Annotated in this window: 24 protein-coding genes; 10 read left to right on the forward strand and 14 right to left on the reverse strand. The window is 65.8% G+C overall.

Annotated features, from left to right (window positions below; genetic code table 11):
- Positions 1 to 208: 208 nt before the first annotated feature.
- Positions 209 to 886 carry a transposase gene (locus ACVCL3_RS16955; RefSeq protein ID WP_447100048.1) on the reverse strand — a complete coding sequence of 226 codons (678 nt, stop codon included), beginning with the start codon at positions 884 to 886 and terminating at the stop codon, positions 209 to 211.
- 658 nt (positions 887 to 1544) lie between these two features.
- Here ACVCL3_RS16955 and ACVCL3_RS16960 point away from each other — a divergent pair.
- The 3 genes from ACVCL3_RS16960 (at position 1545) to ACVCL3_RS16970 (ending at position 4392) form a co-directional block, all read left to right on the forward strand.
- Positions 1545 to 2765, forward strand: coding sequence for an eCIS core domain-containing protein (locus tag ACVCL3_RS16960; protein WP_447100049.1), 1221 nt, complete (start codon positions 1545 to 1547; stop codon positions 2763 to 2765).
- A gap of 283 nt (positions 2766 to 3048) precedes the next feature.
- A complete protein-coding gene (locus ACVCL3_RS16965) occupies positions 3049 to 3885 on the forward strand; it encodes a transposase (RefSeq protein WP_447100050.1) in 837 nt (278 codons plus the stop codon).
- Positions 3886 to 4071: 186 nt separating this feature from the next.
- Positions 4072 to 4392 (forward strand): alpha/beta hydrolase domain-containing protein, encoded by a 321-nt coding sequence (locus tag ACVCL3_RS16970; RefSeq protein WP_447100051.1) that lies wholly within the window; start codon positions 4072 to 4074, stop codon positions 4390 to 4392.
- Positions 4393 to 4609: 217 nt separating this feature from the next.
- Here the strand turns inward: ACVCL3_RS16970 and ACVCL3_RS16975 are convergent, their stop codons facing one another.
- The 3 genes from ACVCL3_RS16975 to ACVCL3_RS16985 all read right to left on the reverse strand — a co-directional run bounded on the left by ACVCL3_RS16975 (position 4610) and on the right by ACVCL3_RS16985 (position 7349).
- Positions 4610 to 4894 (reverse strand): type II toxin-antitoxin system RelE family toxin, encoded by a 285-nt coding sequence (locus ACVCL3_RS16975; protein ID WP_293385567.1) that lies wholly within the window; start codon positions 4892 to 4894, stop codon positions 4610 to 4612.
- Positions 4884 to 5129 carry a type II toxin-antitoxin system Phd/YefM family antitoxin gene (locus ACVCL3_RS16980; RefSeq protein ID WP_293385565.1) on the reverse strand — a complete coding sequence of 82 codons (246 nt, stop codon included), beginning with the start codon at positions 5127 to 5129 and terminating at the stop codon, positions 4884 to 4886. Before ACVCL3_RS16980 ends, ACVCL3_RS16975 begins: the two co-directional genes overlap by 11 nt.
- 165 nt (positions 5130 to 5294) lie before the next feature.
- Positions 5295 to 7349, reverse strand: coding sequence for a TonB-dependent receptor plug domain-containing protein (locus ACVCL3_RS16985; RefSeq protein ID WP_293385562.1), 2055 nt, complete (start codon positions 7347 to 7349; stop codon positions 5295 to 5297).
- A 108-nt stretch (positions 7350 to 7457) separates the two neighbouring features.
- Here ACVCL3_RS16985 and ACVCL3_RS16990 point away from each other — a divergent pair, with 108 nt between their 5' ends.
- From ACVCL3_RS16990 to ACVCL3_RS17000, 3 genes are read left to right on the forward strand one after another with little or no spacing between them, the layout of a single operon-like run.
- Positions 7458 to 7799, forward strand: coding sequence for a PepSY domain-containing protein (locus ACVCL3_RS16990; protein WP_447100052.1), 342 nt, complete (start codon positions 7458 to 7460; stop codon positions 7797 to 7799).
- On the forward strand, positions 7799 to 8461 hold the full coding sequence (locus ACVCL3_RS16995; protein ID WP_447100053.1) for a response regulator transcription factor: 663 nt from the start codon (positions 7799 to 7801) through the stop codon (positions 8459 to 8461). Before ACVCL3_RS16990 ends, ACVCL3_RS16995 begins: the two co-directional genes overlap by 1 nt.
- A complete protein-coding gene (locus ACVCL3_RS17000) occupies positions 8458 to 9804 on the forward strand; it encodes an ATP-binding protein (protein ID WP_447100054.1) in 1347 nt (448 codons plus the stop codon). The genes ACVCL3_RS16995 and ACVCL3_RS17000 overlap by 4 nt, the downstream gene beginning before the upstream one ends.
- Before the next feature lie 318 nt (positions 9805 to 10122).
- On the opposite strand, the gene ACVCL3_RS17005 is transcribed toward ACVCL3_RS17000, so the two are convergent.
- The 10 genes from ACVCL3_RS17005 to ACVCL3_RS17050 all read right to left on the reverse strand — a co-directional run bounded on the left by ACVCL3_RS17005 (position 10123) and on the right by ACVCL3_RS17050 (position 19369).
- A complete protein-coding gene (locus tag ACVCL3_RS17005; RefSeq protein ID WP_447100055.1) occupies positions 10123 to 10629 on the reverse strand; it encodes a hypothetical protein in 507 nt (168 codons plus the stop codon).
- A gap of 259 nt (positions 10630 to 10888) precedes the next feature.
- Positions 10889 to 13126, reverse strand: coding sequence for a DNA topoisomerase IV subunit A (gene parC, locus ACVCL3_RS17010; RefSeq protein ID WP_447100056.1), 2238 nt, complete (start codon positions 13124 to 13126; stop codon positions 10889 to 10891).
- An 82-nt stretch (positions 13127 to 13208) separates the two neighbouring features.
- Complete coding sequence (locus ACVCL3_RS17015; RefSeq protein ID WP_447101545.1) at positions 13209 to 13853, reverse strand: carbapenem self-resistance protein CarG family protein; 645 nt, start codon at positions 13851 to 13853, stop codon at positions 13209 to 13211.
- 13 nt (positions 13854 to 13866) lie between these two features.
- Positions 13867 to 14733 carry a TraB/GumN family protein gene (locus ACVCL3_RS17020; RefSeq protein WP_447100057.1) on the reverse strand — a complete coding sequence of 289 codons (867 nt, stop codon included), beginning with the start codon at positions 14731 to 14733 and terminating at the stop codon, positions 13867 to 13869.
- Positions 14734 to 15112: 379 nt separating this feature from the next.
- On the reverse strand, positions 15113 to 15520 hold the full coding sequence (locus ACVCL3_RS17025; protein ID WP_447100058.1) for an MAPEG family protein: 408 nt from the start codon (positions 15518 to 15520) through the stop codon (positions 15113 to 15115).
- 152 nt (positions 15521 to 15672) lie between these two features.
- Positions 15673 to 15990 carry a hypothetical protein gene (locus ACVCL3_RS17030; protein WP_447100059.1) on the reverse strand — a complete coding sequence of 106 codons (318 nt, stop codon included), beginning with the start codon at positions 15988 to 15990 and terminating at the stop codon, positions 15673 to 15675.
- A 133-nt stretch (positions 15991 to 16123) separates the two neighbouring features.
- The gene (cfa, locus tag ACVCL3_RS17035) at positions 16124 to 17242 is read right to left on the reverse strand and encodes a cyclopropane fatty acyl phospholipid synthase (protein ID WP_447098510.1); all 1119 of its coding nucleotides are present in this window, start codon (positions 17240 to 17242) and stop codon (positions 16124 to 16126) included.
- 3 nt (positions 17243 to 17245) lie between these two features.
- A complete protein-coding gene (locus tag ACVCL3_RS17040) occupies positions 17246 to 17617 on the reverse strand; it encodes a DUF190 domain-containing protein (RefSeq protein ID WP_447098511.1) in 372 nt (123 codons plus the stop codon).
- 12 nt (positions 17618 to 17629) lie between these two features.
- On the reverse strand, positions 17630 to 18016 hold the full coding sequence (gene crcB, locus ACVCL3_RS17045; protein ID WP_395119485.1) for a fluoride efflux transporter CrcB: 387 nt from the start codon (positions 18014 to 18016) through the stop codon (positions 17630 to 17632).
- A 210-nt stretch (positions 18017 to 18226) separates the two neighbouring features.
- The gene (locus tag ACVCL3_RS17050) at positions 18227 to 19369 is read right to left on the reverse strand and encodes a DUF2235 domain-containing protein (protein ID WP_447100060.1); all 1143 of its coding nucleotides are present in this window, start codon (positions 19367 to 19369) and stop codon (positions 18227 to 18229) included.
- A gap of 161 nt (positions 19370 to 19530) precedes the next feature.
- On the opposite strand from ACVCL3_RS17050, the gene ACVCL3_RS17055 reads away from it, so the two are divergent.
- The 4 genes from ACVCL3_RS17055 to chaB all read left to right on the forward strand — a co-directional run bounded on the left by ACVCL3_RS17055 (position 19531) and on the right by chaB (position 21739).
- Complete coding sequence (locus tag ACVCL3_RS17055; RefSeq protein ID WP_447100061.1) at positions 19531 to 20361, forward strand: isocitrate lyase/PEP mutase family protein; 831 nt, start codon at positions 19531 to 19533, stop codon at positions 20359 to 20361.
- Positions 20362 to 20366: 5 nt separating this feature from the next.
- Positions 20367 to 20828 carry a carboxymuconolactone decarboxylase family protein gene (locus ACVCL3_RS17060; RefSeq protein ID WP_447098513.1) on the forward strand — a complete coding sequence of 154 codons (462 nt, stop codon included), beginning with the start codon at positions 20367 to 20369 and terminating at the stop codon, positions 20826 to 20828.
- A gap of 7 nt (positions 20829 to 20835) precedes the next feature.
- A complete protein-coding gene (locus ACVCL3_RS17065) occupies positions 20836 to 21411 on the forward strand; it encodes a DNA-3-methyladenine glycosylase (protein ID WP_447099441.1) in 576 nt (191 codons plus the stop codon).
- 100 nt (positions 21412 to 21511) lie between these two features.
- Positions 21512 to 21739 carry a putative cation transport regulator ChaB gene (gene chaB, locus ACVCL3_RS17070; protein ID WP_395119477.1) on the forward strand — a complete coding sequence of 76 codons (228 nt, stop codon included), beginning with the start codon at positions 21512 to 21514 and terminating at the stop codon, positions 21737 to 21739.
- The last annotated feature ends 17 nt before the right edge of the window (positions 21740 to 21756 follow it).

Raw genomic sequence — 21756 nt, forward strand, 5'->3', positions numbered from 1 at the left:
ATTACAAAGCATGGGGTCAGGTCTAGCATCGTAGCATTCGCTGGAGTAGGCTCCGCGGCATGGCTCGACCCGTTCGCCTTGAATTCAAAATAAAGGGGACGTGGCTAATTAAGCCTCGTCCCTCGCGCTGGTAAGCCAAATAAAGGGGACGTGGCTAATTAAGCCTCGTCCCTCGCGCTGGTAAGCCAAATAAAGGGGACGTGGCTAATTAAGCCTCGTCCCTCGCGCTGGTAAGCCGTGGCCGCCCACGCGGGCGGTATGTGGCGGAACGTCCCAAGGTGGTTTCCACCATGCGTTGGAAGCGTTCATCGCCGAGCGCACGCTCCTGGCTGGCATAGGCGCGGAGATGTTGCAGGTCCTTCGGCGCGATGCCGGCGTCCAGCCATTGTTTGTACGCGATGGCGCGTTCGGCCTGGTCGTGTCCCATGACGAGATAGAGCGGATGGGGTGTGATGAGCGGGTCGCGCGCTCGGGCCAGGTGCGTGTGCACGCTCGACCAGCGGTAGTTTTCTGGCGCGTGGACCATGGCGGCGCGAACCGGATTGAGCTCGATATAACGCATGACCGTCAGCAGGTAGCGCTCGTTCTGCACCAGGCACGATTTGAACCGCCCTTGCCAGAGCGCGCCGCAGCGCCCGTGCCGGAGGTTGAAGGCCTGCACGTAGGATTGCCCAATCCAGCCCGTCGCGCGTGACAGGCTTCCGGCGGCATCCGGAGTAACCAGGAGGTGGAAGTGATTGTCCATCAGGACGAACGCATGCAGAGCGATGCCGTGGTCACAGAACGCCCTGCGCAACAATCGCCTGAAATGGTAGCAGTCGTCCGCGTCTGAATTAAAGGGGACGTGGCTAATTAAGTGGGCGGTTTCAAGGTCCACGCGCAACATGATCAGTGAATCGTTCCTGCGCTCGCTTCGGTGAGTCGAAGATGGTCGTTGTAGACCTCCAATGGCGTGCGGAATTGATGGCGCTTTCGCGGTCGCGTATTGAGGCTAAGCGCAATAAAAGGGGACGTGGCTAATTAAGTTCCTGCTTGGGCTGTCACTGGGCGATAGCGCGCGGCGGCCGTCCACGCGGGCGAATCGCGGCGGGGCGTCCGAGGGTGGTTTCCACCATGCGCTGGAAGCGCACTCCGCGCTGCGTGAGATGCAGTGGAACTCCGGGGATTTCCAGACGAGCTTGGCGGGGCATGTCATTGGCCGGAGACGGGATGGCCTCAGTGTCGACATGCCGAGCGGCGAATCGCATCGGCGGGACGTCCTGTGACGGGTAGGCGCGACCCGGTCCTGAAGGTGGTTAACTTCCTCCGTCCCAGTTTCGCCGGGCTGCGTTGCTCATGCGGGGTGATCAGAGTAGAAGAAGGGTTGGAGATTTTGGAGCTAGCAATGCACGGGATGGAGTGAATTAGCGCTTCAAATGGTGATTTACCTTGGATCCATTTGGGCCGTAGGTGCGTTGTTCATGTTACTCCAAGGTTTTTCCCGAGTTGGCTGCACTCAACAAAAACAGCGGCGTTCTTACGAGCATAAGCGAGGAGAATAGATCATGCGCAATAGAACCCAAGCGGCTCTTTGTGTTGCGGGCATCCTCTTGTCCGTGTCTACTTCGGCAATGGCTGACTTCTGGAGTCAAGCTCGGGACAGATTGGGAGATGTGGGAACCGCCGTTTGGCACGGGACAACTGCACCCATCCAGTCCATCATCAACACAGTGCCTGTCATTACGGGCGAGAAGAATCCTAGCTATATATTTGAGCCGTATAAAAGGGCAGCGAGTGATTACGGTGACGCCGTTGAGGGCGGTTATTCTCTTGCCCAGTCTCCGGAGCGCTTCCTCTATGAACGTGCAGGCCGATACGCCAGAAAATGGGGTGGCGACACAGGTGCATTTGTTTTCGACATAGCAACATTTAACCATGATCTTATGATGGATCTTGGGGCGTCGGGTGTAGGTGGTTCCGCAAACTTGCTGCGAGGAGAGAATCCACTACAACTAGTCGCGGCACCATTGGCCGCAGCTATTAGATCTGCGCGCGACCAACACTATCCTCAATCGAGACCGCTACCTCCTGATGTGCTTAGCGGCTTACAGGGACTCTTTCAAGCTTCGACCTTGGCTCGGGCCAGATACACGATTGGCCGCATCGACATAACGCTCCCAAATTTTATTGGGCAAGGCCAGCGATTCATGGGGGGCGACTATGCCGTCACAGTAGACGATGTGATTGTTTTTAATGCGGAACCACCGACTTTCTCAGAAAATCCTATATGGTGGGCGCACGAACTAACGCATGTTGGACAGTACCGGATGTGGGGGGTCGAGCGTTTCGCTTGGGAGTATGTCAGAGATTTGGGAAATTCGGTTGAATCGCAGGCGAATGAAAATGCAAATACTGTGGTATCCCAATGGCAATACAAGCAATATTCTATTACAAATGGTTTGCCGCTTCCGGCAGAGCCATCTCAACGAGGTACGTCCCTTCCTGTGCCGAATGTTGAGGTGCCATTCTTTATTGCGCAATGCTATTTTAAAGACGTCCTACCGAATGTACCAATTCAGTTTCTAGTAAATCGAATGGGTCAAATCATCGTCGTGAATCAGATGACCGGGCAATGGTTTCAGGTTGGTTGGGCAACGCCACCTAGATACCCAGGCTCAGCGTGGACCTATAAGACCATGTTTGCCGAGTACGATGTGATGCCTGATGGACGTATCCTTTCGCCATTGCATAACGGCATGCAGGTTGGATTCGTGAGGCAATTGTGACCGGGCGGAAGCGAACTGGGTCACCATTTCGCCGCCGGGGTCAATAGGCACGCAAATGCTCTTCCCCGGTGATACCGAAGGATAGATACCCGTCTTGCCGCTGACCACCCGCCGCTGTGTTTCATGCGGCGCCAAGATCGCGCCAGTCACCGTTCTGGTTGGAGCCGCATCGCGACTCCGCTGCTCCCAACCACTCATCGGTCATCGCGGACGAGCAAGGGGTCACGGACGAGCAAGGGGTCAGGTCTAGTATCGAAGCATTTGTGAGAGTAGGCTCTGCCGTATGGCCCGACCCGTTCGTCTCGAATTCGGTGGTGCGCTCTACCACGTGACGGCGCGTGGTGATCGCCGTGAGGCGATCTATGAAGATGACGCGGATCGCGAGCACTTCCTTGAGGTGCTGGGTCAGGTGGTTGGGCAGTTCAATTGGTGTTGCCATGCGTACTGCCTGATGGGCAATCACTATCATCTGGTGATCGCGACGCCGGATGGCAATTTGTCGAAAGGGATGCGCCAACTCAATGGCGTGTTCACGCAATGGAGCAATCGCCGTCACCACCGCACGGGCCACCTGTTCCAAGGGCGCTACAAGGCGATCCTGGTCGATGCCGACAGCTATCTACTGGAGTTGACCCGTTACGTGGTGTTGAATCCGGTGCGTGCGCACATGGTGGACTCGCCCGCAAAGTGGCCGTGGAGCAGCTATCAAGCCATTACGGGGGAGGTGGGCGCGCCAGCTTGGCTGGAGACTGATGGGCTTCTTGCGCAGTTTGGAACACGCCGTGCCCGGGCCGTGGCGGCGTACGAGAAGTTCGTGCACGAGGGGATGGAAGGCGAGTCGATCTGGAAGCATCTGAACCGCCAGGTGTTCCTCGGTGACGATGCTTTTGTCGCTGGCGCACACCAACGAGCCGGGCAGCGGTCGGATGACATCAATATTCCGCGTGCTCAGCGGCGGCCGCCAGCACCGCCATTGAAGGCGATTGCGAAAGCCCACCCGGACCGTGATAGCGCCATGCGGGCGGCGTGGGCGACCGGTGAATACAGCTATACGCAGATTGCCGCCTACTTCGGCGTTCACTTCACTACGGTTGGGCGAATCGTCCGCCAAGCCGTTTGATGTCCGAATGCAATGATGCTGGATCTGACCCTTGGGGTGCGTGCCGAATTCGAAACGAAGGTCTGGCCATATGACGGGCCTCAAGCTAACAAATGCTACGATGCTAGACCTGACCCCTTGCTCGCTTGCTCGCAAATGCTACGATGCTAGACCTGACCCCTTGCTCGCTTCTCTAGACCTGACCCCTTGCTCGCTTCTTACACCGCCTGGAACTGGACGTCGCCGCAGCTCGCGCGTTTCGGCTTCATTTCCAGCCTCTACGGCGCCTTCATCCCGTTCGCCCACACGCGTGCCGAACGCCTGGCCGCGCACGATCCCAGACTGTCGATCGAGGAACGCTACGGCGATCGCGCCGGCTTCATGAAAGCCGCCGCCGCGTCGATCGACAACGCGATCGCCAAGCGATTCCTGCTGCCGATCCAGCGCGAGGACATCCTCGCGAAGATGGGAAGGCATTGGGACGACACGATGAAGTTCGACTGGTATCTGGGCAAGCAGGGGCGGTAGCAAAATGACCGGGTTCCGTTCTTTCCAAACCGCAGTTGGCCATGGCGAACATGGCGGGCGATAAGCGCGCCAGAGGTATTTGGCGTAATTGCTGCTGGCCTTGGCCTCGCCCCGTGCCGTCGAGCCGGACACGGTCAAACGGCGCGCGTGGCGGCGGTACCGCAGCGTGATCAGCCGGGTGGGCCTGCCGATGTTTCGGCCACGTCCCCTCTGGTTTCTAGAGCCGCTTCTTCGCCGCGAGGTAGATCAGCCCTTTTTCCCGCTTGCCTACCGCGATCACGGTGACCACAAGCACTTTGTCATGCACCTGGTAGACGAGGCGGAAGCCTGATGCGCGCAGTTTGATCTTGTAGCAGTCCGGCAATCCATGCAGACGGGATGCCGGAACGTGCGGATGTGTCAGTCGCTCGGATAACTTGTTCTTCAGCTGATTGCGGATGTCGGCGGACAGCTTGCGCCATTCCTTCAGCGCGGACTCGACGAACTCCAGGCTATAGGTCATCGAGCTTGACCTTGACCCGCTTCTCGCCGCTGCGTGCGCGCACCAGTTCGGCCAGCTCCAGATCGTCCAGTCGATCCATCAGGCGCTTGTACGTTTCTGCAGGCACCAGGTAGGCGCTGGGCTTGTTATGCACCAACACGGCGACCGATTCGCCATCGGCGGCTTCGATCACGGCGCTGGGGTTGCGCTTGAGTTCGGTGATGCTGACACTCGCGCTGGCGTGGATGGTTTCCATGTTTGGCTCCGTATTTGGCGCCGAATATGGCACATCCATAAGGGCGACTCAACCGGCGTGGCTGCGCGGTCCGGTGTCGCGGAAACCCGTGTCAGGCGGAATGGCACTCGCCTGAGCGCACTTCCGAGCGACCCTGGTAGGTGGACGACGCGGAGTCGAGTGTCCCTAACCCCCCACGCTCCGCCGGAACGTCAAACTCACAAACCCCGGCGACCGCCGCCGCCTCCGCTCGATCTCCTCAAGTGGAACGATCGAACGCGGTCCGTCGTACTTCTCCCGCGTTTCCCTGAACCCGCGCCCGAACAGGTCGGTCGCCTCGGCGCGCATGCGCCAGTGCGTGCCCAGTTCGCGTTCGACGAACACGGTCCAGCCCATGCCTTCGGATTCGCGCTTGATCTCGTCGTAGCGGTATTCGGTCTTGCGTTCGGCGATGTGCTCCAGTTCGATGCCCCAGTGGGTGCGCAGGGTGGGGAGGTCCTGGGTGAGTTCGATGCTGCCTTCGACGGGCTTCTCTTCGGAGATGGGGCGGGGGCGGCCGGTGGTGGGGTCGGTGACGTGGCTGCGGCGCCACTGCATCGACGAGGTGAGGCGGCCGCCGTGGAAGCCGATACCGTCGAGCGGCAGCGAGATGTCCAGGGCCAGGGTGTCGCGGCGGCCGGCGCCGATGTTGCCGGGGGCGTCGAAGATGTCGTCGTCGGTGATCACCAGCACGCGGTCGACCACGTCGCTGATGCGCTCGTGGGTCCAGCTTGCGGTGAAGGCGGCGTCGCGCCACAGCTGGTGCTCCCAGGTGAGGGCGCTGCGCCAGGTGCGGTCGGGTTTGAGTTCGGCGTTGCCGGCGCTGATGCGGTCGTTTTCCAGCGAGGCGGAGGCGACGAAGTCCTCGAAGTCGAGCTGGCCGACTTCGCGCGAGAGCGCGAGGCGTAGCTGGTCGTTGGCGTCGACATCCCATTGCACGGAAAGCCGCGGTTTGGGGTAGGTGAAGTGGCGCTGGCGCGGCGAGTCGCCGGTTTGCGCGATGGTGGATTGCTCCAGCCGCAGGCCGGCGTCGAGCATCCAGCCGGGCGCGGGTTTCCAGGTGGCGCCCGCGGCGGCTTCGCTGCGGCGCTCGGCGATCTGCACGTCGGAGCCGGGCAGGGCGATGGCGACGCCGTCCTGCTGCAGGCGGGTGGTGCTGCGCAGGGTGTTGCGTGCGCCTTCGAACGAGCCGTTGAGGGTGAGCACATCGGACCAGGCGTGGGTGAGGTCGATGCGGCCGATGCTTTCGCCGGTGCGGGTGTGCTCGTCGAAGGTTTCGTCCTCATCGTCGTCGTGCGAACGCTCGCGATCGTCCAGCCAGGCCTGGTGGCGGGTGGCCATCAGTTCCAGCCGCGTGCGTTCGCCGAACTTGCGCACGTAGCGCGCGCCGGCTTCGGCTTCGTTGGTGTCCTCGTCTTCGTGCACGCGTTCGCTGCCTTCGGCCGGGGCCAGGGCATCGAGGCGGGTATCGGTGCGCGCGCGTTCGCCGCGGGCGGCAAGGTTGAGGCTGAGCTGGCCGCCGGCCAGCGGCTGGCGCCAGCTGGCGCTGGCTTCGCCTTTTTTCTTGATGGTGCGGGTGTCCCAGCGTTCGCGCTGCTGCAGTGTGCCGTCGGGCGCGAGCGTATCGATGTGGCCGCGGCCGGTGTCGTCGTCCAGTTCCGGGTCGAGTTTCGCGGCCAGCTCCAGCGCATGGCCGTCCCAACGCCGGCCGTATTCCCATTGGCCCTTCGGCGCCATCCAGCCGTCGGCGGCGGCGAGCACGCCTGCCTCGATGGCGGACTGGCTGGTGGCCTCGTGCCGGCGCACCACGTTGGCCAGCAGGGCGTAGCCGGCCATGTCGATGCCGGGCACGCCGCCACGGATCAGCTCGATGCGTTCCACCGCGCTGGCCGGGATGCGCTTGAGCAGGGTCTTGGTGTCCTCGTGCTTGCTGGTGGGGCGCGCGCCGTCGATCAGCACGTTGCCGCGGGCGCCGGCGTAGCCGCGCACGTCCTCGTCGGCATCCACGGTAACGAAGCCGGGCAGGCGCGAGAGCATGTCCCACGCGTTGGCCGGCGCATTGTCGGCGAAGTCGGCGGGTGAGTAGATGGTGACGTCGCCGCTGCGCGCGGCGGACGGCGGTTGCGCTTGCGCACCGATGGTGATCGACAGCCCGGCGATGGCGGCCAGGACGAACCAGCTTGCACGCGAAGCGATGGACATGGAGACTTCAATCCGCAGGAGTTCCCCGCAGTCTGTGCCCTCGTTGCTGACATCCGCGCCACGCCCGGTGTCAGCTTGTTGTCAGCGCGGTTGTCGCAGGATCGGCCCATGAACATGCATCTGATCCGCCGCATCGCCATCCCCTGCTCGCTCGCCGCGGTGTTGCTGGCCGCGTTCGCGCTGGGCCTTTCGCCGCGCGCGCAGGCCGGCAGCCATGACGACCACGTCGAAGCCCGTGCGTTGCTGCAGCGGGGCGAAATCCTGCCGCTCAGCCGCATCCTCGCCATCGTGCAGCAGCGCGTGCCCGGCGACGTGGTGGAGGTGGAGCTGGAACACGGCAAGCACCACGGCTGGGAGTACGAAGTGAAAGTGCTCACCGCGCAGGGTCGCGTGCGCGAGGTGAAACTCAACGCGCGCACCGGCGAAGTGCGCAAGGTCGAGGACGACTGATGCGCTGCCTCGTCGTCGAGGACAACCCCGATATCCAGGCCGATCTTGCCCGCGCGCTGGAAGCGGCCGGGTTCACCGTGGACGTCAGTGGCGACGGCGAAAGCGCCTGGTATCGCGGCGACGTGGAGGACTACGACGCGGCCGTGCTCGACCTCGGCCTGCCACGGCTCGACGGCCTGTCGGTGCTGCGCCGCTGGCGCGCGGCGGGGCGCGCGTTTCCGGTGATCGTGGTCTCCGCGCGCGGCGACTGGACCGAGAAGGTGGAGGGCATCGAGGCCGGCGCCGACGACTACATGGCCAAGCCGTTCGAGATGGGCGAGCTGATCGCGCGCGTGCGGGCGCTGATCCGGCGCGGCTCGGGGCGGCTGTCCAACGTGGTCGCCATCGGCCGCCTGCGGCTGGACACCGCGCGGATGAGCGCCTCGTTCGATGGCGCGCCGGCGCGGCTGTCGCCGCTGGAGTTCCGCCTGCTGGATTACCTCTCGCACCAAGACGGCCGCGCCGTCTCCGCCGGCGAGCTGGCCGACCATCTCTACGGCGCGGCCGAGGACGGCGACACCAATGCGATCGAGGCGATCGTGGCGCGGCTGCGGCGCAAGTTCGGCGCCGACATCATCGTCACCCGCCGCGGCTTCGGCTACCTGCTGGAAACCACCACGTGATCACCCGCTCGCTGCACTGGCGGCTGCTGGTGGGCGCCATGGCGGCGATCCTGCTGGCGCTGGCAGTGGCATGGCTGTTCATGACGCTGCTGTTCGAGCATCACCTGGAGCGGCGATTGCAGGCCGAGATGACGCGCGACGGCCTGCGCCTGGTGGCCGGCCTGGCGATCGGGCCGGACGGTGCGCCGCAGATCGAGCGGCCGCCGGTGGATTCGCGGCTGGAAACGCCGGCCGGCGGCTATTACTGGGAAGTGTCGACCGCGTCCGGCGCGCTGCGTTCGCGCTCGCTGTGGGATGCGGACCTGCGTCGCTCCGCCGCCGCGCCCAGCGATCACTGGCGCCTGCAGCGCGCGGCCGGACCATACGGCCAAGAGGTGTCGATCCTCGAACGCCGGGTGGAGCTGGGCGACGGACGGCTGGCCCTGGTGCAACTGGCGCTGGACGCCGCGCCGCTGGCCAGCGCGCGCGCCGAGTTCGGCCGCGAGCTGGGAGCGTTTCTGGCGGTGCTGTGGCTGGTGCTCTCCGCCGCCGCATGGCTGCAGGTGCGTCTGGGCCTGCGCCCGCTGGGGCGCGTGCGCAGCGAACTGGCGGCACTGCGCGAGAGCGCCAGCGCGCGCTTGCCGGAATCGCACCTGCGCGAGGTGCAGCCGCTGGTCGATTCGATCAACGCGCTGGCCGATGCGCGCGAGCGCGACCTGGCCGTGGCGCGCCAGCGCGCGGCGGATCTGGCGCACGGCCTGAAGACGCCGCTGGCGGCAATGGCCGCGCAAAGCCGGCGCGCGCGCGAGGCCGGCGCGCAGCAGGCGGCCGAAGGGCTGGATCGCGCCATCGCCGCGATCCGTCGCGCGATCGAGGCCGAGTTGGCGCGCGCGCGCATCGCCGTGATCCGTCGCCAGCCCGGCGGCAGCGCCGCGGTGCGCGACACGGTGGAGCGCCTGCTCACCGTGCTGGAACAGACCGACCGCGGCGGCGAACTGGCCTTCACCCTGGACATCCCCACCGGCCTGCAACTGGCGCTGCAGCCGGACGACCTCTCCGAGATCCTCGGCGCGGTGCTGGAAAACGCCGTGCGCTACGCGCGCCGCCAGGTGCGCGTCAGCGCAACCGCCGGACCGCAGTGGGCGCGCGTGAGCATCGAGGACGACGGTCCCGGCATCGCCGCCGAACATGCGCGCGATGCGCTGGCGCGCGGCGGCCGGTTGGACGAGGCGAACGAAGGCAGCGGGCTGGGCCTGGCGATCGCCCGCGAACTGACCGAGGCCACCGGCGGCACGATCGCGATGTCGCGGGCTACCTTGGGCGGGTTGAAGGTGGAGTTTTGCTGGGGGCCGCGGGTGGATTGAGGTTGCCGCGCATGGGCTTCGACTTCGTCCTGCGGACTACGCTCAACCCGAACGGTGGTGAGCGGCAGCCGATTCCCGATTCCCGTCAAGAAATCAATACAACGCGGCGGTATGGATTGACGCGAGTGTGTAGGAGCGCACCCTGTGCGCGATGCCTTTCGTCACGTGACGGAGAGCATCGCGCACAGGGTGCGCTCCTACAAATGATGCGCGTTGTGGCGTGAGGTTGGTCGAAATAATTCGGGTGAACGACGCCCCACACCGATCACGCTGAGCGTAGTTCGCGCCAGCGAACGAAGTCGAAGCGCTCCGCCGGATTCAATGCCCGCGCCCGTGGAAATTGCCGGTACCGGCACCGACCGAGATGCTTACGCCGCCACCCGGGTCGTCGCAGCTGCCAAACGCCTTGGTGACGTTCACCGTGCCGGTCTGGTAATTGCCGCTGAAACGACTGCCGCCGACCACGCCCATGCCCACGCTACCGTGTACCTGCGGCTGGTTGTAGGTCGAGTCGTCGCAGTCAGGTCGCGTGTCGCGGGCGACCTCGGTGTTGCCCATGCGTCCGCTGGTATCGCCGTAATAGACACCCGGCGGGTCGCGCCGCGGATTCGTGGTCGTTCTGCCTGCCATTGCCGCGGCGGCGCCGGGCGCGACATCGGTGGCCGCTGCGCTCGCGTCCCGTGCCGGTACCGCCGCCGTGCTGCTGGCGGCCGGCAGATCGCCGGGCGGCAGTTTCAGGTTCAGCGGCTGGGCCGTGCTCTGCGCCCATGCCGGTGCGGCCAGCAAGGTGGCCAGCAAGGCGGGAAGAAGGCGGGGGACGTTCATGCGGACTCCGGGGTGATCACGTATCCAACGCACGAAGCCGCGTTGGCGTGTACATCCCTGTTGGAAAGGCGGCGCGTCGACAAGTTCCAGCCGCGCCGTAGGGCGGACACGGCCGCCGCGGTTCGCCGCGTACCCTGTCGGAGAGCCGGCGGGCCGTGCCCGCCCTACGGTACCTGAACTTGTAGGAGCGCACCCTGTGCGCGATGCCTTTCGTCACGTGGCGAAGAGCATCGCGCACAGGGTGCGCTCCTACAGGGGTTCAGCCGGTGGTCTCGATCCGCTCGACGCGGCGCAGGCCGCGGGGCAGCAGGCCGCCGCGGGTGGCGCGGTTGCCGCCATATTCGACCAGGTCGGACCACTTGAGGGTGAGCTTGCGGGCGCCGGCGTACATCGTGACTTCGCCTTTGCCTTCGGTGACGACGGCCACGCCCGCCACACGTTCGCCTTCTGTCAGCTGCTTCTTCGGAATCTCGATCAGCTTGTTGCCCTTGCCCCTGTCCAGCTCGGGCAACTCGGCCACCGAGAACATCAGCAGGTGGCCTTCGCTGGTGACTACCACGATGCGGTCGCGCGCCGGGTCGGCGCTGACCTGCGGCGCCAGTACCTTTGCCTTGTCGCTGAGGCTGATGACCTGTTTGCCGGCTTTCTGGCGGCCGGTGAGCGCTTCGAAGCGGGTGACGAAGCCGTAGCCGAAATCGCTGGCGAGGATCAGCCGGGTGTCGTTGTCGCCGGCGATGACTGCGTCGAAGCTGGCGCCGGAAGCGGGACTGAAGCGGCCAGTGAGCGGTTCGCCGTTGCCGCGCGCCGAGGGCAGGGTGTGCGCGGGCGTGGAGTAGGCGCGGCCGGTGGAGTCGATGAACGCGACCTGCTGCGTGGTGCGCGCCTTCACCGCGGCGAGCAGGCCGTCGCCCTCGCGGTAGTTCAGTGCCTCGGCGTCGATGTCGTGGCCCTTGGCGGCGCGCGCCCAGCCCTTCTGCGAGAGCACCACGGTGACCGGTTCGCTGGCCACCAGCGCGCTCTCGTCCAGCGCATGCGCCACCTCGCGCTCGACCAGCGGCGAGCGGCGTGCGTCGCCGAACTTCTCGGCATCGGCGCGCAGTTCGTCCTTGATCAGTCCCTTCAGCTTGGCCGGCGATTTCAGCAACACGTTGATGCGCGCGCGCTCCTCCTCGAGCTGGTCGCGCTCGGCGTTGATCTTCATCTCCTCCAGCCGTGCCAGCTGGCGCAGCCGGGTTTCGAGGATGTAGTCGGTCTGCTCCTCGCTGAGCCGGAAGCGTGCCATCAGCACCGGCTTGGGCTCGTCCTCGCTGCGCACGATGCGGATGACTTCGTCGAGGTTGAGGTAGGCGGTGTGCAGGCCTTCGAGCAGGTGCAGGCGACGGTCGACCTTGGCCAGGCGATGTTCCAGGCGCCGGGTGACGGTGCTGGTGCGGAAGCTCAGCCACTCGGTGAGGATGCGCTTGAGGTCCTTCACCTGCGGCCGGCCGTCCAGGCCGATCATGTTGAGGTTGACGCGGAAGCTCTTCTCCATGTCCGTCGTGGCGAACAGGTGCTGCATGGTCTCGTCCGCGTCGACGCGGTTCGAGCGCGGCACGATCACCAGCCGGATCGGATTCTCGTGATCGGACTCGTCGCGCAGGTCCTCGATCATCGGCAGCTTCTTCGCGCGCATCTGCGCGGCGATCTGCTCGAGGATCTTCGACGGGCTGACCTGGTGCGGCAGCGCGGTGATCACGATGTTGCCCTCTTCGCGCTGGTACACCGCGCGGGCGCGCACCGAACCGCCGCCGGTCTGGTACATCGCCAGCAGGTCGGCGCGCGGGGTGATGATCTCCGCCTCGGTCGGGTAGTCCGGCCCGCGCACGTGCTCGCACAGGTCGGCGACGCTGGCGTCCGGATCGTCCAGCAGGCGGATGCACGCGGTGGCCAGTTCGCGCAGGTTGTGCGGCGGGATGTCGGTGGCCATGCCGACCGCGATGCCCATCGAGCCGTTCAGCAGCACGTGCGGCACGCGCGCCGGCAGCCAGCTCGGCTCGTCCATGGTGCCGTCGAAATTCGGCACCCAGTCCACCGTCCCCTGGGCCAGCTCGCCGAGCAGCGCCTCGGCGATCGGGCTGAGCTTGGATTCGGTGTAGCGCATTGCGGCAAAACTTTTCGGGTCGTCCGGCGAGCCGAAGTTGCCCTGGCCGTCGACCAGCGGATAGCGGTACGAGAACGGCTGCGCCATCAGCACCATCGCCTCGTAGCACGACGAATCGCCGTGCGGATGGAACTTGCCGATCACGTCACCGATGGTGCGCGCGGACTTCTTCGGCTTGGCGGTGGCGGCCAGGCCCAGCTCGCTCATCGCGTAGATGATGCGCCGCTGCACCGGTTTCAGGCCGTCGCCCACGAACGGCAGGGCGCGGTCCAGCACCACGTACATCGAATAGTCCAGATAGGCCCGCTCGGCGTATTCCTTCAGCGGGATCTGTTCGTAATTGGCTTGCAGGTTCATGGAGTTGGATCAATCAGGTAGCGCGCAGGCTGCGCGGATAACCGGACGATGGTGCCAGAAAGCCGGTGCCTGCGGGTACCTTTCAGTGATCGATGCCGTTGTCTTCGAGCGGGTGCCTGAACTTCACACCGAGCTCCGCGGCGATGGCGTAATTCGCATCGCAATAGAGGTTCCTGCTTTGGAACTGGTCGACACGCTGGAAATAAACAGGCGGTGATCCCGGTACACCATCCGTATTGTGCGCAACACGATAGATCGAGAATGTCATGCGCGCTTTGTCGGCATAGGACGTCCCCAACGCGCGATCAGCCGTGATGACGGTGACGGAACCCTCCGGGTTGCGCAGCAAGACCATGTCGCGCAGCCAGCAATCCGCCCCCTCGATGGTGTCGAAGGCCACGTATTCGGGAATCTTCTTGTTGAAGAACGGCACGACATTCCACATCGGCTTCTCCTGCACCGTCCCATCCGTTTCGCCGGCCTCAACATGATCCAGCATGTAGAACGTGATGTGCTCGAAATCATGTGCGTTGAAGTTGCTTCGGTGGGCATTGAAGACCAGATCTTTCCGGCCATCGCCATCGATGTCGATCGCGTTGGGTCCGTTGGCGATGTCGATGACCTGCAGGTGGCTGAAATTTCGGCCGTGCGATGGCTGCACCGGCGTTTGTGCCCACAAGGCAAGCGGACACACCAGTGCGAATGCAACGATCCCTGCGGACTTCATCACGGCGATGGCCTCAATTTCGTTGAGCGGAGATGCCGAGCTTTCGCAACTGCACCTGCACGCTGTCCGGCCCGGCCAAGTGTGCCGCGCCGACGGCGATGAAGACTGTACCGGGCTGCTGCAGCATGGCGGCGATCTTGGTCGCCCACACTTGGTTGCGCTGCACCAGCAGCCGTTGGTAGAGCTTCGGCTCGTGCAGGCGCATGTCGTCGTTGCCGATGCGCGCGATGGCGTCCACGTCGCCGGCCTTCCAGGCGTCGATCAGTTCGGTGAGCCGAAACGTGCCCTTGTCCGCGTCGCGCATGGTCGAGCGCAGCAGGGCCAGCTCGATCATGCGCGGCATGTCGGCAAAAAAGCGGATCTGCTGTTCGGCGGTTTCCAGCCCCAGCACCGGCTTGCCGGCAGCGCTCATCTGCGCCTTCAGCTGCTTGTCCACGCCATGCTCCGGGTCGAGCCCGGCCTTCAGCAGCGGCGTCACCGCCAGCGTCAGCGCGGCCAGCCACGGGCGCATCACGTTCAGCGTCTGCATGCCGCCGGGCACGCCGAACTTGTTCGCCAGCAGGTCCAGCCGATGCGCCTCCGACTGGCTGAGCTGGCTGGACAACGGGTGCGTCGCATCCATCCCGTAGCGCAGCACCAGCGCCGTCATGTTCGCCGGGTCGTCGTCGGTCAGTTCGATGTACAACGTCCGGCTGTCTGCCATCGCCCGGTCCAGCGTCGGGTCGTGCCAACTGGCGTCGCTCGGCATCAGGTGCACCGTGCCGAACAGGTAGATCGTGGTATCGGCATCCTTCACTACCCACAGCGCGGGGTGGGCGATGACTGCCGCGGGCAGCAGCAGGAGCAGGCAGAGGGAGATGTGGGCGAGCAGGTGCTTCATGCCTGCGAGTGTTGCGGCAAGCGCGTGGCGGTTCAATCCGGTACCCCGGATTGTCTGCGATCGTCCATGCCGATCAGTCGCCCGAACGCCAGCGCGGCGGTTCGCCCTTCAGCCAGCACACGGCGATCAGGCCGAGGGTAAGCAATGCCAGGCTGAGCGCGAACATGACCGGATCGGCCGCTGGCGGCAGCAAACGAAAGACGAGCGCAACACAGCCCGCATAGACGGCGAGGCAAACCCAGCCCTGCCACCGAGCCGGCAGGCCCCAACCCCAGCCGTACCGTTTGGCGGGAAACCAATACTTGTTCCGGCTATTCATTTCGGCTCCCCTGGGAGAGTGCGTGGCGTTTGAATTTGAATGAAGCCGACCTCGTTTGACCTACAGGCCGAGCAGCCCACACGTCCAGTAAACACCAATGCCCATTTGCACGGCAAAGGCGGTGAAGCGGGCATTGACGGCGATGACGCTGGTCGAAGCCAGGTGGATGCCGGACTGGATGACCCGCGCGCCCAGCAGCCACGGGGCCAGCGCATCCGTGACTTCGGTCCGGTTCGTCACCAGCGCTACAAGTAGCAGACCGCCGAAGACGGGCAGGCTTTCGATGCAGTTCGCATGTGCCCGGGCGAGCCGCTGCATGAACGGCGAAAGGCCCGCGTTGTCGGGCGCGAACCCGTTCGAGCGGACGCGGCCGGTGACGACGAGGTAGCTGCGCAGCACCTCCATCACGACCAGCAGCAGTAATGTCCAGGCGAGGAACAGCGCGAGTACCAGAGCTGAGGTGGTCATGGTGCCGCCTGCGATTTGCGTGGAGTGGGTGGGATGGGTGGTAGCCGCCGGCTAGGTCGGGGCTCGTTTGGATTACAGCCAATTCATTTCTTCCGCCCCTTGTTCGCGTCCCTAATATGCTCTTGTTTTGGCAGCCGCCATTGCGTGGGCCGTCAATGCGATTCAGTGGGGCCCCGCGCTGGAGGTGGCAACGAATCCGGACGGAGCGAAGCTGTCTTCAATCCCGTCATGCCGTCGGGCGTGGATGCTTTCGCGGAGTTTCGGGTTCGATGGGTGCGCGCGCAAAGCCGCCTGAGCAGGGCCAGGATCACCAGTTCGACGAGCGCGAAACCGAACCCTGCCAGCGCCGCGATGCCCTTGATCTTCCCCTGCTGTTCCTGCGTGGGAAACAGCTCCAGCGACCCATGGATGAAATAGGCGACATCGAGTAGCAGCAGGAGCGCGAACACAAGCCCCAGAAGCGACAGCATGCCGGCCTGGAGACGGGTGCCCCCGGTTTTCCGCATGACCCTTCCATCCGTTCCCTGGTGCACATGAAAGCCCTCAGGCATCCCCTGGATATTCGGCACGGCGCGGCGGCAATGACTTGAGCCCGCGCGCGCGTCAGCGCGGCACGCGGTAGCCGCCGGGCACGCCGTGCGGGCTCAGGGTGATCTGCCACAGCTGGTCGCGGCGGCTGCGGAAGACCGCGGCGGAGACGGCGAGGTAGTAGCGCCACATGCGCCGGAAGCGTTCGTCGTAGGTTTCCGGCAGGGTGGGCCAGGCGGATTCGACGTTGGCGCGCCAGGCGGTGAGGGTGCGGTCGTAGTCGGCGCCGAAGTTGTGCCAGTCCTCGACCACGAACAGGTCTTCCAGCGCGGCCGCGACCTGGCTGGCGGCGGGGATCATCGAGTTGGGGAAGATGTATTTCTCGATCCACGGATCGGTCTGCGCCGGCGCGCCGTTGCTGCCGATGCAGTGGAGCAGCGACAGGCCACCCTCCTTCAGGCAGCGGCGCACGGTTTCGAAATAGCTGCGGTAGTTCTTGCCGCCGACGTGCTCGAACATGCCGATCGAATACACCGCGTCGAACGGCTCGTCGACCTCGCGGTAATCCTGCAGGCGGATCTCGATCGGCAGGCCGGCGCAGAGTTCGCGCGCGTAGTCGGCCTGCTGTTGCGAGACGGTGATGCCGACGCCTTCGACGCCGTAGTGCTCGGCGGCATACTTCAACGCCTCGCCCCAGCCGCAGCCGATGTCGAGTACGCGCTGGCCGGTCTTCAACTGCAGCTTGCGGCAGACCAGGTCGAGCTTGGCCTCCTGCGCGTCGTCGAGGTTGTCGGCCTTGGCCCAGTAGCCGCACGAGTACACCAGGCGCTTGCCAAGCATGGCCTGGAAAAGGTCGTTGCCGAGGTCGTAGTGGGCCTTGCCGATCTCGAACGCGCGCTCGCCGCGCTGCAGGTTGATGAAGCGCGCCTTGAGGTGGGCGAGCACGGTGTCGAGGGTCTTCAGGCCCTGGTCGATGCCCGCACTGAGCAGGCGGGTGCACAGGCCGGGCAGGTCGGCGGCGTCCCACCAGCCGTCCATGTAGGCCTCGCCCAGGCCCAGCGAACCGTGGGCAAACACGCGGGCGTAGAGGCGTTCGTCGTGTACCTGCAGGTCGGTCGCGTCGTGGCCGTTGATGTGGATGCCGGCTTGCGCCAGCAGTTCCCCGGCGCGGTTCTTGAGGTCGTCCTGGCTCATGCGCTACCTCGTGCCTTGATGATGCCCATGCGGCTGCGGCGAATCGCCGAGTACCGCGAAGCTTGCCGGCCAGCGTGCATACGTGGCGTCGACGCGGGCCTCACGCAGCCGTTGCAGCAGCGCCTCGGCCTGCTCGTCGAGCAGCACGAACTCGATCTTGACCGGCAGGTCGTCGGCCAGTTCGAAGAACTGCTCCTCGTGCAGCACGCCGTGGCGGCCGTAGCCGGCGATCGCGCGGAACACCGAGCCGCCGCCGATATGCAGCGCCTTGGCCTGCGCCAGCAGCCACTCGGAAAGCAGGATGCCTTCGTGGCGCGCACGCGCATGGCAATAGAAGGTGAGGTGCGCGCCGTGTTGCAGGGCTTGGTGATTCATGGGGCCTCCCGTTCAGTGGCGCAGCAGGTTGCGGGTCAGGGCGAGGCCGAGCACGGTCATGCCGAGCGAGCCGGCCAGGTGGCTGAGCACGTGGCCGCCGAACCACAGGTACTGCTGGCGCAGCAGCAGGGTGACCGCTTCGCCGGAGAAGGTGGAGAACGTGGTCAGGCCGCCGAGGAAGCCGGTCATCACGAACAATTGCAGCTCCGGCGACGCGGCCTGGAAATGGCGGAACAGGCCGATTGCCACGCCCATCAGCAGGCCGCCGGTGAGGTTGGCGGCCAGCGTGCCCAGCGGCAGGGTGGGGAACAGCGGGTTGAACAGCAGGCCCAGGCCCCAGCGGCACCAGCAACCGAGGGCACCGCCCAGCCCGATCGCGACAAATCCAGTCAGACCCACGTGCGCTACTCCGTTGCAGGAAAGGTTCCGGCGACCGCAGCGACAGGCAGGCCTGCGCCGCCGGGAACCGGCGTTGCAGGCATCATCAACCTCGTGGCGGAAGCACCCGGGGTGGTTGGTTGCGGACGCGTCGCGCGCCCGCAACGGGAGGCATGCCATCTCCCATCGGGCCATCGTAGTGGAAACCGCCGGCCGCCCGTCAAGCGTGGATCAACCGCCGCGCCTGCCGACCGGCGCGACCGGGTCGGTCACGCTTTCCACCGACATCAACACGGTCGCGGTGGCCAGGGCGCGAACCAGGCTGGGCGAACGGTAGCCCGGGTCGGCCAGCCAGCGACGCCACACCGATTCGTCCACCTTCTCGTTGACGCCGCTGCCCACGGTGCGGTCGAACGGCGGCTTGAACTCCTTGTAGAGGCCGTCCATGAACTCCTTGTAGGAGTCGCGCGGCACGCCCATGCATGCATCAGGCGGCGGCACCAGCAGTTCGCTGCAGGTGAGGCCGGCCTTGATCGCGCGGGTCTGCAGCCAGGCCAAGGCCAGGTCGGGCAGCGGGTCGGGCTTGCGGCCGGCGCCGTCGCGGCGATTGCCGCCGCCCACGTCGGAGTGCGAGCCGATGAACCAGCGTTGCTCGACGTCGATCTGTTCGCGCTTCTTCGAGGTCAGCGATTCGCCGGGCTTGACGGTGTACGGATTGCGCGTCCACACCGCGGGCTGGAAATCGCCGCGATGTTCGTCCAGCGCCAGCGCCTGGTAGGCGTGCTTGACGATCTTGCTCAGCTCGGTGTCGTGAAAGCGGTAGCGCGAGCGTGCAAACGGAAACCACGAGGCGGTGTCGGGGATGCCCAGCGAACCGACCGTGTCCCACACGCCGATGAAATGGATGTCCACCTCGATCGAGTGCTGCTGGCGAAATGCCCGCGCGGCCGGGTCGTCGGGCCTGGTCTCCACGTCGCGGTAGAAATCGTAGGCGTGACTTGCGTCGGCGCGGGACAGCTTGCCGCGGCCGTCGCGCTTGAGCAGGCCGCATTTTCGGATCAGGCCGCCCAGGCTGCGCGCGGTATAGGCGCCGCGGCTGAAACCGAACAGGTAGATCTCGTCGCCCGCCTGCCACGTGTCGCACAGCCAGCGGTAGCCATCCAGCACGTTGCCCGAGAGGCCATAGCCGAACGCGCCGCCGAGCAGGTGGGTGATCCCGCGCTTCACCCCCACGCCGGGGATGTAGTTGACCTGTTGCACGTTGCCCAGTGCGTCGCGCGGCGCGATCAGCCGACGCAGGCGCTCCACGTTGGTATTCGATTCCGGCTTGTTCCAGGTGCCGTCGAACAACAGCACCAGTCGGCGCGTGGTCATGGATTCCTCCGTCGCGACGGGCGCAGCCCGCGACAGCTTCGGGTCGATCGGCGCCGACTGTAGCAGGCGCCATGCGCCAGTGTGGCCGGCGGCGTATGCTGCAAGGTCAACTCCGCCAGACGAGGCGACGCGCGACGATGCAGTCACGGGCCCGGACAGACATGGCGCAGGCGTTCCGGCGCCTGCATGACCGCAGCCGCGTACTGCTGCTGCCCAACGCCTGGGATGCGCTCAGCGCGCGGCTGTTCGCGCGGCGGGGCTTCACCGCGGTGGCCACCACCAGCGCCGGCGTGGCGTGGTCGCTGGGCTACGCCGATGGCGAGCAGGCGCCGCTGGACGAGGTGCTGGCGGCGGTCGCCCGCATCGTGCGCGCGGCGGAGGTGCCGGTGACGGTGGACATCGAGACCGGCTACGGCGAGACGCCGGCGGAGGTGGCCGCGACGGTGCAGTCGGTGATTGCCGCGGGCGCCGTCGGCATCAACATCGAGGACGGCATGCCGGGCCACGGCCCGCTGCGCGAGGCGTCCGCGGCGGCGGCGCGGGTGCGCGCGGCACGAACGGCCGCCGACGCGGCCGGGGTGCCGATCGTGATCAATGCACGGGTCGATCACTGGATGCAGCATGACGGCGCCGAGCCGGCCGCACGCCTGGCCGACGCCATCGAGCGTGGCCGCGCCTATCTCGCCGCGGGCGCCGACTGCATCTATCCGATCGGACTGGCCGATCCGGCCACGCTGGCCGCGCTGGTGCGCGCGCTCGACGCGCCGGTCAACGTCGCGGCAGGCGCCGGCATGCCCGGCCTGGCCGAGCTTTTCCGGCTCGGCGTGGCCCGGGTCAGCACCGCCACGCGGCTGACCACGCTGGCGCTGGCGGCCGTCGATCACGCGCTGGCGCGCATGCGCGAGAGCGGAAATTTCGAGGGACTGGTTGCCGACTTCGGCTACGCCGACGCGCAGCAACTGTTCGAACCGGTTCGAACTGACGAGAGGTGACAGGAATGAGTGGACGCATCGACTACAGGACCGCCTCGCCGGCCGCCTTCAAGGCCATGCTGGCGATGGAAGCCCAGGTTCGCGGCAGCGGCCTGGAGCATTCGCTGATCGAGCTGGTGAAGATGCGCGTGTCGCAGATCAACGGCTGCGCGTACTGCCTGGACATGCACAGCAAGGACGCGCGCGCCGCCGGCGAAACCGAGCAGCGGCTGCACGTGCTGGCGGCGTGGCGCGAGGCGCCGTTCTACTCGGCGCGCGAGCGTGCCGCGCTGGCCTGGGCCGAGGCGGTCACCCTGGTATCGACGAACGACCTGCCTGACGCCCTGTATGACGAGGTACGCGCCCAGTTCGACGACAAGGCCATGGTCGATCTCACCCTGGCGATCATCGCGATCAACGGCTGGAACCGGCTGGCCATCGGATTCCGCGCGGATGTCGGCAACTACCAGCCGCAGCCGGCGGGTTGATCGCGCCATGGTGCTGGAGCGCGCATTCTACCGGCGCGACCCGCGCACGGTGGCGCCGGAACTGCTGAACAAGGTGCTGCGGCACGCCGACGGCCGCAGCGGCCGCATCGTGGAAACCGAAGCCTACTGCGGGCCGACCGATCCGGCCGCGCACTCCTGGCGCGGCCGCACGGCGCGCAATGCGACGATGTTCGGTATGCCGGGGCTGCTCTATGTGTACTTCACCTACGGCATGCATTGGTGCTGCAACCCGGTCTGCGGCGAGGAGGGCGAGGGCGTGGCGGTGTTGTTGCGCGCGCTGGCGCCGCTGGACGGGCTGGCTGCGATGCGCGCCGCACGCCCCGCCTGCCGCAGCGATCGCGACCTGTGCCGCGGACCGGCGCGGCTGTGCCAGGCGATGGGCATCGACCGCGCGCAGGACGGCATCGACCTGGTCGACGGCGCCGGCGGCTTCAGCATCGTCGACGATGGCGTGCCGCCGCCGGCCGCGCCGGTGATCACGCCGCGCGTCGGCATCACCCGCGCGGTCGACGAGCCGTGGCGCTGGTACGTGCCGAACGACCCGCACGTCTCGCGTCGCTGAGCGGCGGTGCTTTCCGCGCAGACCACATGGAATTGACGGCAGGTTGATCGCGCGCGGTACACGGTACCCAGCCTCACCATCCATTGCGGAGCCTGCGGCCATGCCTTATTCCTCCATCAGCAACCTGCCCGATTCCGTACGCGACCACCTGCCCAGGCACGCGCAGGAGATCTACAAGGAAGCATTCAACAGCGCCTGGGACGAATACGCCGACAAGGACGAGCGGCGCGGCGACGAGTCACGCGAGGAAGTGGCGCACAAGGTCGCCTGGTCGGCGGTCAAGCAGAAGTACGAGAAGGGCCGCGACGGCAACTGGCACGCCAGGTAGCCGGGATTCGGGGTTCG

It is taken from the genome of Rhodanobacter sp. UC4437_H4 (assembly GCF_052978425.1).

Coding starts and splice junctions, on each gene's coding strand:
- ACVCL3_RS17020 (WP_447100057.1), bottom strand. CDS start 14,733: ATGAAGCACCTGCTCGCCCACATCTCCCTCTGCCTGCTCCTGCTGCTG.
- ACVCL3_RS16990 (WP_447100052.1), top strand. CDS start 7,458: ATGAACATGCATCTGATCCGCCGCATCGCCATCCCCTGCTCGCTCGCC.
- ACVCL3_RS17040 (WP_447098511.1), bottom strand. CDS start 17,617: ATGAATCACCAAGCCCTGCAACACGGCGCGCACCTCACCTTCTATTGC.
- ACVCL3_RS16995 (WP_447100053.1), top strand. CDS start 7,799: ATGCGCTGCCTCGTCGTCGAGGACAACCCCGATATCCAGGCCGATCTT.
- ACVCL3_RS17030 (WP_447100059.1), bottom strand. CDS start 15,990: ATGCTGTCGCTTCTGGGGCTTGTGTTCGCGCTCCTGCTGCTACTCGAT.
- ACVCL3_RS17055 (WP_447100061.1), top strand. CDS start 19,531: ATGGCGCAGGCGTTCCGGCGCCTGCATGACCGCAGCCGCGTACTGCTG.
- ACVCL3_RS17015 (WP_447101545.1), bottom strand. CDS start 13,853: ATGAAGTCCGCAGGGATCGTTGCATTCGCACTGGTGTGTCCGCTTGCC.
- ACVCL3_RS17060 (WP_447098513.1), top strand. CDS start 20,367: ATGAGTGGACGCATCGACTACAGGACCGCCTCGCCGGCCGCCTTCAAG.
- ACVCL3_RS16985 (WP_293385562.1), bottom strand. CDS start 7,349: ATGTCCATCGCTTCGCGTGCAAGCTGGTTCGTCCTGGCCGCCATCGCC.
- ACVCL3_RS16975 (WP_293385567.1), bottom strand. CDS start 4,894: ATGACCTATAGCCTGGAGTTCGTCGAGTCCGCGCTGAAGGAATGGCGC.
- ACVCL3_RS17005 (WP_447100055.1), bottom strand. CDS start 10,629: ATGAACGTCCCCCGCCTTCTTCCCGCCTTGCTGGCCACCTTGCTGGCC.
- ACVCL3_RS16955 (WP_447100048.1), bottom strand. CDS start 886: ATGTTGCGCGTGGACCTTGAAACCGCCCACTTAATTAGCCACGTCCCC.
- ACVCL3_RS16965 (WP_447100050.1), top strand. CDS start 3,049: ATGGCCCGACCCGTTCGTCTCGAATTCGGTGGTGCGCTCTACCACGTG.
- chaB (WP_395119477.1), top strand. CDS start 21,512: ATGCCTTATTCCTCCATCAGCAACCTGCCCGATTCCGTACGCGACCAC.
- parC (WP_447100056.1), bottom strand. CDS start 13,126: ATGAACCTGCAAGCCAATTACGAACAGATCCCGCTGAAGGAATACGCC.
- ACVCL3_RS17025 (WP_447100058.1), bottom strand. CDS start 15,520: ATGACCACCTCAGCTCTGGTACTCGCGCTGTTCCTCGCCTGGACATTA.
- ACVCL3_RS16960 (WP_447100049.1), top strand. CDS start 1,545: ATGCGCAATAGAACCCAAGCGGCTCTTTGTGTTGCGGGCATCCTCTTG.
- ACVCL3_RS17065 (WP_447099441.1), top strand. CDS start 20,836: ATGGTGCTGGAGCGCGCATTCTACCGGCGCGACCCGCGCACGGTGGCG.
- ACVCL3_RS16980 (WP_293385565.1), bottom strand. CDS start 5,129: ATGGAAACCATCCACGCCAGCGCGAGTGTCAGCATCACCGAACTCAAG.
- cfa (WP_447098510.1), bottom strand. CDS start 17,242: ATGAGCCAGGACGACCTCAAGAACCGCGCCGGGGAACTGCTGGCGCAA.
- ACVCL3_RS17050 (WP_447100060.1), bottom strand. CDS start 19,369: ATGACCACGCGCCGACTGGTGCTGTTGTTCGACGGCACCTGGAACAAG.